Origin of the sequence: Blattabacterium cuenoti, from assembly GCF_014251595.1 — a bacterium.
Classification (GTDB): domain Bacteria; phylum Bacteroidota; class Bacteroidia; order Flavobacteriales; family Blattabacteriaceae; genus Blattabacterium; species Blattabacterium cuenoti_Q.
Genome location: NZ_CP059192.1, coordinates 266,432 through 280,652, shown reverse-complemented (window position 1 = coordinate 280,652; position 14,221 = coordinate 266,432). Strand labels below are relative to the sequence as shown.

14 protein-coding genes are annotated in these 14,221 nt (G+C 25.7%); 4 read left to right on the top strand and 10 right to left on the bottom strand.

All coding sequences use genetic code 11. The annotated features are described in order from the left end of the window. Nucleotides 1–115: 115 nt before the first annotated feature. A complete protein-coding gene (locus tag H0H66_RS01325; protein ID WP_185858189.1) occupies nt 116–385 on the bottom strand; it encodes a YtxH domain-containing protein in 270 nt (89 codons plus the stop codon). Nucleotides 386–476: 91 nt separating this feature from the next. Between H0H66_RS01325 and murB the strand changes: the two genes are divergently transcribed. After that, nucleotides 477–1,499 carry a UDP-N-acetylmuramate dehydrogenase gene (murB, locus tag H0H66_RS01320; protein WP_185858188.1) on the top strand — a complete coding sequence of 341 codons (1,023 nt, stop codon included), beginning with the start codon at nt 477–479 and terminating at the stop codon, nt 1,497–1,499. 106 nt (nt 1,500–1,605) lie between these two features. Continuing rightward, entirely contained in the window at nt 1,606–2,421 is an 816-nt protein-coding gene (locus tag H0H66_RS01315) for a purine-nucleoside phosphorylase (protein ID WP_238785065.1), read from the top strand. Between the two features lie 11 nt (nt 2,422–2,432). Here the strand turns inward: H0H66_RS01315 and H0H66_RS01310 are convergent, their stop codons facing one another. Beyond that, the gene (locus H0H66_RS01310; protein WP_185858187.1) at nt 2,433–3,443 is read right to left on the bottom strand and encodes an Mrp/NBP35 family ATP-binding protein; all 1,011 of its coding nucleotides are present in this window, start codon (nt 3,441–3,443) and stop codon (nt 2,433–2,435) included. A gap of 66 nt (nt 3,444–3,509) precedes the next feature. Here H0H66_RS01310 and H0H66_RS01305 point away from each other — a divergent pair, with 66 nt between their 5' ends. Together H0H66_RS01305 and pnuC are read left to right on the top strand one after the other, a co-directional pair. Beyond that, nucleotides 3,510–4,151, top strand: a complete 642-nt coding sequence (locus H0H66_RS01305; RefSeq protein ID WP_185858186.1) for a 4'-phosphopantetheinyl transferase family protein — start codon at nt 3,510–3,512, stop codon at nt 4,149–4,151. A 7-nt stretch (nt 4,152–4,158) separates the two neighbouring features. After that, nucleotides 4,159–4,788, top strand: coding sequence for a nicotinamide riboside transporter PnuC (pnuC, locus tag H0H66_RS01300; RefSeq protein ID WP_185858185.1), 630 nt, complete (start codon nt 4,159–4,161; stop codon nt 4,786–4,788). Here the strand turns inward: pnuC and hisS are convergent. Genes hisS through murD form a run of 8 tightly spaced genes read right to left on the bottom strand, consistent with a single transcriptional unit; the run spans nt 4,783 to nt 14,220 of the window. Further along, on the bottom strand, nt 4,783–6,189 hold the full coding sequence (gene hisS, locus H0H66_RS01295) for a histidine--tRNA ligase (protein WP_185858184.1): 1,407 nt from the start codon (nt 6,187–6,189) through the stop codon (nt 4,783–4,785). The genes pnuC and hisS overlap by 6 nt on opposite strands. Next, the gene (ftsZ, locus tag H0H66_RS01290; RefSeq protein WP_185858183.1) at nt 6,186–7,562 is read right to left on the bottom strand and encodes a cell division protein FtsZ; all 1,377 of its coding nucleotides are present in this window, start codon (nt 7,560–7,562) and stop codon (nt 6,186–6,188) included. The genes hisS and ftsZ overlap by 4 nt, the downstream gene beginning before the upstream one ends. Nucleotides 7,563–7,573: 11 nt before the next feature. Then, nucleotides 7,574–8,935, bottom strand: a complete 1,362-nt coding sequence (gene ftsA / locus H0H66_RS01285; RefSeq protein WP_185858182.1) for a cell division protein FtsA — start codon at nt 8,933–8,935, stop codon at nt 7,574–7,576. 4 nt (nt 8,936–8,939) lie between these two features. Further along, nucleotides 8,940–9,668, bottom strand: coding sequence for a cell division protein FtsQ/DivIB (locus H0H66_RS01280; RefSeq protein WP_185858181.1), 729 nt, complete (start codon nt 9,666–9,668; stop codon nt 8,940–8,942). Then, a complete protein-coding gene (gene murC, locus H0H66_RS01275; RefSeq protein ID WP_185858180.1) occupies nt 9,669–11,051 on the bottom strand; it encodes a UDP-N-acetylmuramate--L-alanine ligase in 1,383 nt (460 codons plus the stop codon). After that, a complete protein-coding gene (gene murG, locus H0H66_RS01270) occupies nt 11,048–12,154 on the bottom strand; it encodes an undecaprenyldiphospho-muramoylpentapeptide beta-N-acetylglucosaminyltransferase (protein ID WP_185858179.1) in 1,107 nt (368 codons plus the stop codon). The genes murC and murG overlap by 4 nt, the downstream gene beginning before the upstream one ends. Then, on the bottom strand, nt 12,144–13,349 hold the full coding sequence (locus tag H0H66_RS01265; RefSeq protein ID WP_185858178.1) for an FtsW/RodA/SpoVE family cell cycle protein: 1,206 nt from the start codon (nt 13,347–13,349) through the stop codon (nt 12,144–12,146). The genes murG and H0H66_RS01265 overlap by 11 nt, the downstream gene beginning before the upstream one ends. After that, nucleotides 13,336–14,220, bottom strand: a complete 885-nt coding sequence (murD, locus tag H0H66_RS01260) for a UDP-N-acetylmuramoyl-L-alanine--D-glutamate ligase (protein WP_317167874.1) — start codon at nt 14,218–14,220, stop codon at nt 13,336–13,338. Before murD ends, H0H66_RS01265 begins: the two co-directional genes overlap by 14 nt. Nucleotide 14,221 lies beyond the last annotated feature (1 nt).

Below are 14,221 nucleotides of genomic sequence, written 5' to 3'. Positions count from 1 at the left end.
TCTGTCATAATGAAAATCAATATTCGAATGACTTCATTTCTAAAAATACACCATTTGTTATGGATAAAATTTTTAATAAAAATGAACATTTTAATAAAATACTTAAAGTTAAATTTTAAGTTCCTAATTCATCTTCTACTTTATCTTTATCTATTTTTTCTACTTTATTTTTTTTCCACTTATTTTCAAAATCCGATTTAATTTTATGTACTTTTTTTACAATTTTTTTACTAATTTCTTGTAAGTTATTTCTTAGTTCTTCTGTTTTTTTTTCTAATATATTTTTTATTTTTTCCTCTTTTTTTGGATATAATATTATTCCCGCTATTAAACCAGCCATGGTTCCTAAAACAACTCCCCAAAAAAAACTTCCTACTTTTTTCATAAATTAATTTTATATTTTTATTATGAATAAATTTAATCATACAATATTTACGTACAAAATTGTATTTATATATTTATGAAATATTTTTCACATGTTTATTAAAAAAAATTTTTCTCTAAAAAAATTTAATACATTTGGAATAAATGTTTATGCTCGTTATTTTGTAGAAGTGAAAAGTATAGAAGAAATACAAAAAATTTTCGATATATATCCATATGTTTCAAAACTTTTTTTAGGAAATGGAAGTAATATTCTTTTTTTAAAAAGTTATTATCCAGGATTAGTCATAAAAATGGGAATAAAGGGAAAGAAAGTCATTAAGGAAAATGACGATCAAGTCGTTGTTCAAGCTTTTGCTGGAGAAAATTGGAATGAATTTGTAAACTGGACAATAAAAAAAGGATTTAGTGGTTTAGAAAATTTATCATTTATTCCTGGTACAGTTGGAGCCGCTCCCATTCAAAACATTGGAGCATATGGAGCAGAAGTTAAAGACACTTTAATCAAAGTGCAAGCATATGAAACAAACAAAAGAAAAATAAGAGAATTAACACGTCAAGAATGTCAATTAAAATATCGTTATTCTTTCTTTAAAGATCCTCATTATAGAAATCAATTTATGATTGTATCTGTTTTTTTTATTTTAAAAAAAAAATATAAACAATTAAATACATCTTATGTGGAAATTCAAAAAGAATTAGAAAATATGAACATCAAAACGCCGACTATTAACGATTTAAGTCAGGCTATTTTTAATATTAGACAAAAAAAACTTCCCAATCCTAAAAAAATTGGAAATGCTGGTAGTTTTTTTCAAAATCCTGTAGTAGAAAAATTGTATTTTGAAAAAATGAAACATCAATATCCAACTATTATAGGTTATCATATTTCTAATCATAAAGTCAGATTGTCTGCTAATTCATTAATTCAAAATATGAAATGGAAAAGAAATAAAATTGGAAATGTAGGAATATATGAAAAAAAACCTATTATTTTGCTAAATTATGGAAAAGCTACTGGAATAGATATATTTTCTTTTTCAGAAAAAATAACAAAAAATATAAAAAAAAAGTTTGGTATTTCTTTATCAAGAGAAGTAATTGTCATACAATAAGTCAAAATGACAATGAATCAAATAATAAAATAAATCATGATACAATTTTACTTTATTTTCCTTTTTAGGATGTTAGATTCGTATAATTTGATAAAAACTTGAATTTATGTCAATGACTATGACTTTAGAAAAATCAAAACAATATATACAAAACAAAATCAAAGAAAAACCTGATTTTGGAATTTTATTATTAGAAAATCAATTCGATCAACTAATAGAAGAAATTAAAAATCCTATATGTATTTCTTATGAAGAAATTCCCTTTTTTTCTAAAAAAAAATTATATGGAAAATTTTTATTCGGTAAAATAGAAGATAAAAATGTAGTTTTTTTAATAGAACCTTTTTATGAAAAGAATAGAAAAAACAATTTCTCCGTTCTATTGTGTAAAAATATAGGAATAGATAAATTAATATTGATTAATATTTCTGGTAGAGTTAATCCCAACTACAAAATGGGAGATATTATGTTGATTAAGGATCATATTAATTTTTTTCCGGAATGTTCTAATATAAATAAATTTACAAAAAATAGATTTTTTGAAATTACAGAGCCATATGATAAAAAAATGATAGAAATTGCAGAAAATATTGCAATGAATCATAATATCATTATTCAAAAAGGAATATATGTTGCTTATCCTTACCCTAATTATAAAACTTATGCAGAACATGCCATGATACGATCTATGGGAGGAGATAGTGTAGGTATGAATATTATAACAGATGTCATAATAGCTAGATATATAAATTTACGAGTATTTGCTATATCTATTATGGGAGAACATATGGGAAAACAGGTTAATAATTCTAATCATGACGATAAAATGAATTCTTATAAGTCATTTTGTTATCAAGAAACAGAAAAATCTATATCTATATTAATACTAATAGTAAAAGAATTTATAAAACTTTGTTTATAAATAAACAATTATCATTGAGATAATTGGTTAATAATATTTTTCGAAATATTTCGAAAAATATTTTGAACGTCCTTGTTTTTTAAAACAACAGGAATTCCTAAATCTGAATATTCTCGTATTTCTTGTAACATAGGAATTTCTCCAAGAAAAAAAAGATTCATTTTTTTTGAAAAATCTATAACTCCATTTTTTCCAAAAAAATAGCTTTTATCTTTAGTTTTTTTTGAAAAAACATAAGACATATTTTCTATAATTCCAAGTATGGGAGCATAAATAGATCTAATGCGAAACATTCCTATAGATCGATGTACATCCGATAAGGCTATCTTTTGAGATGTACTTACCATCACAATTCCTTTTATTGTAATTTCTTCTAAAAGAGATAAATGAATATCTCCTGTTCCTGGTGGTAAATCTACAATTAAAAAATCTAATTCTCCCCAATTGGTTTCATGCAAAAATTGTCTCAAAACTTTAGTAACCATGGGGCCTCTCCAAACAATAGCCTCCCCATGATGGGAAAAAAAACCTATAGATATAATTTTAACTCCGTAACTAGTAATAGGAATCATAATTCCATTTTTATGTTGTAAATTAACAGATTCTTCATTAATATGAAACATTAATGGAATAGAAGGGCCATAAATATCTGCATCTAATAATCCAACATGAAAACCCATTTGAACTAAAGTAACAGCAATATTTGTTGCGATTGTAGATTTTCCTACTCCTCCTTTTCCAGATGCTATAGCTATTATATTTTTTATTACAGGTTTTATTTTGGGATCTGATTTGATTTCTATTTTAATCCGTACTGGATATAAAATATTTTTATTTTTTATAGAATGGGAAATATTTCTGATTAGTTTATTTTTTATATGCATAGCAGGATTGGATAAACTCAAATAGATTATTATTTCATTATTAATAAAATCTATCTTTTTGACCCATCCAGATTCAACAATATTTCTATTATCGATAATTATAACATTTTCTAACGCTTTTTCAACTTTTTTTTTCATACATATATAATATTCACAATAGTACAAAAAAAATGGCTAGATTTAAAAATATATTATAATTATATAATGAATTTTTGGAGCTATAAGTTTCATACTATAATCATGGTTTTTAGATGGAATCATTTTTCAGAAACTATGTTTTTAAGAAAAAAAAAACTTTTTTTTTCCGATAAAGAGAAAATATTTTTTTTATCATTATCAAAAAAACGAAAAAAAGAATTTTTAGGAATACGTTATGTTTTGAGATATGTAGGCATAAAAATGAATATCTCTTATAATGAAAAAAGAAAACCTTTTATTTTTGATACAGGAAATACAGGAAAACATATTTCTTTAAGTCATTCTTTTGAAAGAGTAGCTATAGCAATAAGTTCTTATCATATAGGAATAGACATAGAAAAATTACGAGAAGATAAAAAAATAGTGAAAATCAAAAAAAAATTTATTAGAGATGATGAATCTATTTTTATTCATCCAAATTATGAAGAAGATTATTTGCATATTATATGGGGAATTAAAGAAAGTTTATATAAACTAGAAGGAGGAGTTTTTTATAGTTTTTTAAATCATTATAAAGTTTCTCCTTTTTGTATTCAAAAGGATTCTTATATATCATGCTGGATTATAAAAGATTCCTATAGTAAACGATTTTATGCTTATTATAGAAAAATAGAGAAACATTACTTAGTTTATATTATAGACAAATAATGTGAATATGACACATGATTGGATAAACTTTCTTTTATATCCCTATTATCATAATAGTTTTTTTCATACAATTTTAGAATTTATAGCTGTAACATTTACAATATTTAGTGTTTTTTGTGCTCAAAAAAATAATATATGGGTATATCCAATAGGAATAATGAGCACGATGATATACAGTTATTTAACTTTTAATACTTCTCTTTATGGAGATTTTATTATTAATTTGTATTACACATTTATGAGTTTTTATGGATGGTATGCATGGATGTATAAAAAGGATAAAAATAAAAAATCTATTACTTTTTGCAAACCAAAAGATTATTTTTACACCTCTGTTTTATTTTTTTTCACTTGTATTTTCAGTATGATGGTTTATTGTTTTTATGGAAAACTTAAATCTCATTTTGATTGGATGGATATCCTGACAACAGGAATTTATTTTTCTGGTATGTATCAAATGTCCATGAAAAAAGTAGAAAATTGGATATTTTGGATAGTGGGAAATGTAATTTCTGTTCCTATTTATTTTTTTAAGGGATTTATATTGACAGGAATTTTATTTATTATTCTTGTTATATTGGCTATAATTGGATTTTTTATTTGGAAAAAAAAAGCAATCAACCAAATTTTTTCATAATTTTTTTGTTAATTGAATCACAATGTCGTTAATGTTATCATATTCTTTTTCTATTCTTTTTTGAATATTTTTCATTCTTATTTTTTTTTTGTTGATTTCATTTTTTCCTATACTAATCACAAATGGAATATTGTTATCATTAGCATATCTAAATTGTTTTTTGATTTTATCCGCATTAGGGTATAGTTGAGTCGAAATCCCTTTTTGTCTCAAAAATTTTATTATTTTATATGCGTATAAAACTTCTTCATTTCCAAAATTGATAAACAAAACTTTTGAAGGACTATTACAAATAGTTTGAAATAAATTTTCTTGCTCCATTGCTAAATAAATTCTATCCAAACCTAAAGAAATTCCTACTCCATAAATATTGTTGATTCCAAATAAATTAGCTAATTCATCATATCTTCCGCCTCCTCCAATAGAAATGGAACTCTTATTATTAAATGGAACGATTTCTAATATTGTACCTGTATAATAATTCATTCCTCTAGCTAAAGAAAGATTCCATTCTAATTTTGTTTTTTTTAAAGAAATATGATTTATATTCTTATAAATAAAACTAAGATCTCGGATCCCCCTTGTTCCTTTTTCAGAATTTTGTAAGGCTGTAGTCAAATATTTTTCTTTTTGATCGAAATTTCCCTCCATATCGAAAAAAAACGCAATTTTATCAAAAGATTGAGATGAAATTCCTTTGTTAAGCATTTCTTTTTTGACTAAATTTCGTCCAATTTTATTCCATTTATCTAAAGATACAGTAAAATCTTTCCATAAATTATCTTTGATTCCAGCTATTTCAACCAATCCATATAATATATTTCTATGATTCATATAAACAATGATAGGAAAATTTAACTTATCGAAAATTTCGTCACAAAGTTGAATTAATTCGATTTCTTCCCATAAAGAAGAAGAAAATGATATCATATCTGCATCACATTGATAAAATTCTCTTAATCTTCCTTTTTGAGGTCTATCTGCACGCCATACAGGTTGTATTTGGTATCTTTTAAAAGGAAAAACAATTTCATTTTTATGCATGACAACATAACGAACAAAAGGAACCGTTAAATCATATCTAAGAGCTTTATTGGACATGTATTCAGATAAATATTTTACAACATTCACCGTTTTTTGATTCTTTTCAAGATTTTTAAAAAAATCTAAAATTTTCTTTTTTAAAAAATTACCTGAATGTAATAATTTAAATATTAAGGAATCTCCTTCTTCTCCATATTTTCCAATAAGAGTAGAAATGTTTTCTATAGAAGGTGTTTCTATAGTATCAAATCCAAAAAGTTCAAATTGTTTTCGAATCGTTTGGATTAAATAATTTCGTTTACTCATCTCAATGGATGAAAAATCTTTGGTTCCTTTTGGAATACTAGGAAATATCAATTGTTCTCTTGATTTTTATTATTTTCTTTTTTTTGATGAATGCTATTTTTTAATGTTTTTTTATTTTCATTTTTGTATGAAATAGGAAGATCAAAACTATCTTCTAGCATATATTTTTTATGCTTTTTTTTGACTAAAAAACTTGAATTGATAGACTGATCAAAAATATTTTGTTTTTGATTTGACGAATAATTGTCTTTTTTATTTTTATAAAAAAATTTCTCTAAATGATTTGATTTAGAATAATTTTTTGAAAAAAAAGGATCAATACGTTTAGAATAAGAATGGATATCTTCCATTTTATTTAATTTTTGTTCATAAGGTTCTTCTAACCTATGAAATATTTTTTTTTCTTCTTGATTAATCACCCGTTGTATTTCCGTTGGAAATCCTGTCGCCACTATTGTGACTGAAATACTTTCCTCAAAACTTTCGTCCTCTCCAAGCCCCATAATAATATTTGCATTGTTACCTGCCTCAGCTTGTATATAATCACTGATAATTCCTATTTCATCTATAGTAATTTCTATTTTTCCTGAAACAATAAGAAGAAGAACATTTTTGGCTCCTGTAATTTTATTATCATTTAATAACGGAGAATCTAAAGCTTGAACAACAGCTTCCTTTGCTCTATTTTCTCCAACAGCAATAGAAGAACCCATAACAGCCGTTCCACTTTCTTTGAGAACGGTTCTTGTATCTCTTAAATCTATATTTTGTTTATAATGATGAGTGATCACTTCTGCAATCCCTTTAGCTGCAGTAGTCAAAACTTCATCTGCTTTTGCAAAGCCGGCTTTAAATCCTAGATTTCCATATAATTCTCTCAATTTATCATTATTAATAACAATAAGAGAATCCACATTTTTTCTTAATGCTTCTATCCCTTTTTGAGCTTGTTGTAATCTCATTTTTCCTTCAAAATGAAATGGAATTGTAACTATACCTACCGTCAGAATTCCTTTTTCTTTAGAAATTCCTGCAATAATTGGAGCAGCACCTGTTCCCGTCCCACCACCCATTCCTGCTGTAATAAAAGTCATTTTAGTATTAGAATCTAAAATACTTTTTATTTCCTCCAAACTTTCTAATGCGGCCTTTTCTCCCACTTCTGGATCGGCTCCTGCACCAAGTCCTTCTGTAATAGAAGCTCCTAATTGAATTTTTATAGGGACTGGATTATTATTTAATGCTTGTGCATCTGTATTACATGCTATAAAATCTACACCGGTTATTCCTTGTTCAAACATATGACTTAAAGCATTACTTCCTCCTCCTCCTACTCCAATTACTTTTATGGAAGCTGAACGATTTTTTGGAAACTCCAATTGTGTGTGTTCTTTTTTTAATGTAATTAAATCTTCTTTTTTCATTTCATGGTTTATTATTCTGTATCATTCAATATTTGACGGAATTTATCTGCCCAAATTTCAAGAAAGGATTTTGATTTTGTTTTATTTTTTTTATTATGATCTTCCTCATAATTTAATCTACGATTTTTATTATAAAATTTTGTAGAAATGAACTCATAATTTTCATCATGTTTATGCCTTTCCATATCTGTAGTTGTACAAAGATATTTTCTTTTATCATCAAGTCCTTTAATGACTAATCCTATAGATGTTGCATATTCTGGATTGCTTATAATACCATTTTCACCTCCTGCAATATGTTCATTAGAATAACCGATACGAACGTCCATTCCAGTAAGATATTCTGTTAATGGACGAATATGTTTAAGTTGAGATCCTCCACCTGTCATGACCAATCCAGCAATAAGTCTTTTCTTTTGTTCTTCATTTCCATAATTTTTGATTTCTACATTTACTTGTTCTAAAATTTCACATACTCGTATATGAATAATTTGTGAAAGATGTTTCAAAGAAATTTCTTTAGGGACACGACCTCTTAATCCAGGAATACAAACAATTTCAGTTTCTTTGTTTTCTCCTGGCCATGCAGATCCAAATTTTATTTTTAATAATTCGGCTTGCCGTTCAATAATTAAACAATCTGTTTTTATATTTTCAGTAATGACATTTCCTCCAAAAGGAATCACGGCAGTATGCCGTATTATGTTATCTTTAAATATAGCAATATCCGTAGTTCCTCCTCCTATATCCACCAAAGCGACACCTGCTTCTCTTTCTTCAGTACTTAATACCGCTTCAGCAGAAGCTAAAGGTTCTAAAGTCATTCCAGCTAAATTCAAACCTGAAGCTTTTACACACCTTCCAATATTTCGTATAGAAGAAATTTGTCCTATTACTACATGAAAATTTGCTTCTAAACGACTTCCATACATTCCTATTGGTTCTCCAATCTCTGCTTGACTATCGACTTTATATTCTTGTGGTAGAACATGAATGATTTCTTCTCCTGGTTGCATAACTAGTTTATGGACTTGGTCTATTAATTTTTGTATATCTTTTTGATTGATAACATTTTCAAAATCTAATCTCGTAATATAATCATTATGTTGTAGACTTCTAATATGTTGTCCCGCTATTCCAACAATAACTTCTTTTATTTTTAAACCAGAACTATGCTCTGCTTCGGATACTGCTTCGCGAATAGCTTCAATGGTTTGAGTTATATTATTAACAACTCCTATATGCACCCCTACACTTTTAGATCTACCTATGCCTAAGATCTCAATTTTATTATATTCATTTCTCCTTCCTACCATAGCTACAATCTTCGTGGTTCCCACATCAAGACCTATAGCTATATCTTGATATTCCATAGACTTATCTTTTTTTTGCGACTATTTGGTCTTTATATTGTAAATCAATACTTTTGTATTGATTAATATCTATTTTATTTAGGTACTGATTATAAAATGCTTTTAATTTATTCAATTTATTTTTAAAATCTTTTATATTTCCTAATATAATATGATGATTACCAATTTTTGGAATTAAAATAAATGAATTCTTATGATTTTTTTTGATACTAATAATTTGATTTTTTAATAATTTATCGGAATTTATGAAATTGATTAAACTTGTTAAATATTTTTTTTCTTCTTTTAAAAATGGTCCTTTCGCCAATATGACTTTTGATGAATAAAAAGAAGAAAGTTCTAAATTTTCAGCATCTTTAGTAAGATAATATTCTTTATTTCCATTTTTGATTCTTAATATGGGTTCTTTTTGCCAAACTTGAACATTGAGAGTTCCATCAACACTAAGAAATACTTCAGATTTCTTTATAAAAGGGTAATTATTTAATTTTTTTTCCATTCTTAATATACATAATTGACCGATTTTATTTTCAATTTTTTCTGTTTTAGAAAATAGAATATTTTTAATAATTTTATCATCTACAAAATGATTTTTAGATAAAGGATCAATGAAAATATTCAACTTTTTTAAAGTTCTATTTTGATGTGTTTTTTGAGAAAAATAAAAAAGTGATATCATGCAAATCATATATAATAATAAAATAATGGAAAAGTATGTTTTATTATGTTTCATTTATTTTGATCCATATCGTTGGCACAACCATTTTTTTATAGGAAAAATTAAGGAATCTATATCACCAGCCCCTATTGTTAAAATGATATCAAAATTTTTTTTTTCAATTTTTTCTAAAACTTTGGACAAAGTAGATATTTCTTTATATTTCATGTTTATTTTTTTCAATAAACTATTAGAATTGATTCCATTTATGGGAAATTCTCTAGCTGGATAAATATCTAGTAGAATTAAAATATCAAGATGTTCTAAACTTTTTGCAAAAGATTTTTCAAAAAATTTAGTTCTACTAAATAAATGAGGCTGAAAAATACCTAATATTTTTTTATTTGGAAAACATTCTTTAACCGTATTAATTAAAGCATTGATTTCTGTAGGATGATGAGCATAATCATCTATATATATTTTTTTTGAAGATTGATAATGAATGAAATATCTTCTTTGTATTCCTTTAAATAAAAATAAAGCTTTTCTTATTTTTTCTTTAGAAATTTTTAGATAGTCAGATATAGCTAATGCCGCTGTAACATTTTTTAAATTATGTAGACCTGGAATAGGTAAAGGTAAAGATCTCCATATTTCTGTAGGAGTATGAAAATCAAAATACCATTTATTTTCTTTGATATAAAGATGATCGGAATAATAATTTTCTTTTTTTAATACAGAAAAATATATAGCATTGTTAGACTGAAAAGATTCTTCTGAACATAAAAATATTTTTTTATATGGTTTTTTTATTCTATTTGAAAAAGTTATATATGCCTTTTTTAAGGATTCATTTTTGGGATAAATGTCTACATGATCTTGATCAAAAGATGTGATACATGCTATATTGGGAGATAAATATAAAAAAGAACGATCAAATTCATCGGCTTCTACCAAAAAAATTTTTGTTCCACTTAATCCATTATTCAATATTAAATTGGATTTATAATTTTCGGATATCCCTCCTAAAAAAGCAGTTACATTGATTCCAACATTATATAAAATGTGTCCCAACACAGTACAAGTAGTTGTTTTTCCGTGTGTTCCTCCTATAGCTATACAAATATCATTTTCTATAAGTAAAGACAATACTTGAGAACGTTTTTTTATATTTTTACTATATTTTTTTAAATATATCCATTGTTTATGGTGATTAGGAATAGCTGGGGTATACACAATTAAACATTCTTTGGACAAAACCCACTTGGGTAATATTTCAATATTATCATGATAATTGATGGATATTCCATCTTTTTCTAATTTTTTTGTCAAAAAAGTTTTATTTTGATCATGACCATAAACAATTTTCCCCATAGTATGAAAATATTTAGCCAGAGAACTCATTCCCATTCCTCCTATTCCTATAAAATAAAAAAAATTAATTTTGTTTAAATTCATAAAATAATTTGTAAAATCTCATTTACAATATCTTTTGTTGCTTTAGGTTTCCCTAAACCTAATATATTTTTTATCATTTTTTTTTTCATGTTGCAATCATTCACCAATTGAATAACAGAATTCACTAATTTTTGTTCTATTTCTTCATTTTTTATAATTACAGCGGCCTTTTTTTCTTCTAATATTTTAGCGTTTTGACTTTGATGATTATTTGAAGACCAAGGAAAAGGAATTAATATATATGGTTTTCCTATTAAACATATTTCTGATATCGTTAAAGCACCAGCTCTAGATACAATAATATCTGCAGCCGCATAACATATCGGTATATTTTCAATAAATTCCATAAAAATAATATTTGAATGATAAGACATTTTATTGTTTTTTATTTTATTTATATCAAATTTTCCTACTTGCCAAATAAGCTGCATATCCAATTCTATTATTTTTTTTAATCCTTTTATCCAAGCATTATTCATACTATTGGATCCTTGACTTCCTCCTATAGACAAAATAATAGGTTTTGTAATTTTTAATCCTAAATGAATACAAGCTTCTTCTTTACTAGGCAATTTTAATATTTCAGATCTGACTGGATTTCCAGTTATAATCGTTTTTTCTTTTGGAAAATGTTTTTTTGCTTGTTCATAAGCAATGCATATTTTATTTGCATAACGAGAAAATATTCTATTAGTCAATCCAGGAAAAGCATTTTGTTCTTGAATCAAAATAGGTATTTTATTTTTTTTGGCGGCATATAAAGTAGGAAAACTGACAAATCCACCTGTTCCGATAACGATATCTGGAGAAAATTTTTTTATAATTTTATTTGCTAAAAATAAACTATATATTAGTTGTATAGATAAAATCAACCCTGATATAGAAAAAAATTTATTTTTTCCACCTGAAATACAAATTTTTTCAATAGAATACCCCAATCTAGGAATTTCTCGCATTTCCATGTGATTTTTAGATCCAATAAACAAAATATCAATTTTTGGAATTTTTTTTTTAAGTTCATTAGCAATAGCTATTCCCGGATATATGTGCCCTCCGGTTCCTCCACCTCCAATAATTATTTTAGGTGCAATATTATGGTTCATGATGAGTTATAATTTGAGTGTTGTCCATCGAATTTTTATTATATATCATACGACTGATACTTAATATGATTCCAAAACTAAAAAAAGTAACCCACATAGAAGTCCCTCCAGCACTAATCAGTGGTAAAGTTTGTCCTGTAACGGGAAATAACCCCACTGCAATCCCCATATTAATAAGGGCTTGATTTATAATAGGAAAACCTACAGCAAGCACCAATAAAGAACAAAAATAATTTTTTACTTTCGTAGCTATTATCATAATTCTCATAAGAATTAGAATATAAATAAATAGAAGAATTATTCCCCCGAAAGACCCATATTCTTCTATTATAATAGCATAGATAAAATCTGAAGAAGATTGAGGAAGAAATGCTTTTAAAACACTTTTTCCGGGTCCACGACCAAATTTGTTTCCTAAAACAATAGCCGTTTTAGATTGTTTCATTTGATAACTTTCTTCAGATTCATGATCTAAAAATTTTTCTATACGACTTTTCCATGTATAAACCCTATTCATAGGTTTTTGATCACCCCATTTTATGACAGAAAAAATATATATTCCTGCAAATAAAATTCCTATGAAAAGAACTCCGATAACACTGATTAATGGATACCCTCCTATAAAAAGTAAAATCAAAACAGATATAAAAACAATCACAGCAGTTGATCCGTTAGCCGGAAAAATCAATCCAATGATAAAAAATATTGGAAATAATAAGGGAAAAAAAGAATTTATAAAATTTATTCGTTCTCTTTTTTTTTGATCTAAATATCTGGCACAATAAATAAAAAGGACCAATCCAGCTATACTGGAAGTTTGAAAAGATATATTAATGATAGGAATATGTAACCAACGAGAAGCATTTACTCCATCTAATTCTTTTCTTTGACTCATCGTAAAAATTAATAAAATAAATACTATAGGCATAAAAAGAATAGATATACGGTAAAAATATTTATAGTCTATAAATTGAGTGAAAAAAAGAATCAAAAATCCAACCGATAAAAAAAGAGCATGTTTGAATAAATAACTAAATACTGTATTTGTCCCTCCATATGTAGTTACTAAATTTGTACTAGCAGAATAAACCGGTAAAAAAGAAAATATAGCCAACAAAGATATGAAAGCCCATAAATATTTATCTCCTTTTATATATCTATTTAAAAATAAATTTATTTTTTCATAAATTTTCATAAATCAACTTTCTTACTTCTTGTTTAAATTTATTTCCTCTTTCCTTGTAATCTTTAAAAAGGTCAAAACTAGAACAAGCAGGAGAGAACAAAACATTATCTCCATGAGAAGAGAGTATGTAAGCCATATAAACAGCTTTTCGAATATTTTTTGTGACTAAAATAATATCAATGATATTTTTAAAAAAATTGAAAATTTTTTCATTGTTTTGTCCTAAAAAAATTATAGCTTTCACTTTCTTTTGAACTAAAGGAATTAATTCTACATAATTATTTCCTTTATCTTCTCCTCCTGCTATCCATATAATAGGCCCATTCATCGTTTTTAATGCATAAAAAACGGCATTTACATTAGTCGCTTTAGAATCATTTATGAAATGAACTCCATTTATATTTCGTATTTTTTCCATGCGATGTTCTATTGCTTTCAATTTCAATAATGTAGAAATTATTGATTTTTTATTAATATTTAATATTTCGGATATAATTAATGAAGCCATAATATTATATAGATTATGATCTCCGATTAAAGGAATATCTTTTACGTTTATAAAAAATACTTCTTGATTTTTTTGATTTCGAATAAATATTTTTTGATCTTTTATATAAGCACCGATACGTAATTCTTCCTTTATAGAAAAAGGAATACATTGAGATACAATCGAATATTTTTTTAACCCCTCTCTTATAATAGGATCGTCATGATTATAAATAAAAATATTTTCTTTTTTTTGAAAAAGTGCTATTCTAAATTTGGAATCAATGTAATGATCAATATGATCATATCTATTTAAATGATCTCTTGTTATGTTTAATAAAACTGCAATATTTGAACAAAAATTTAAACAATCATCTAATTGAAAACTACTCATT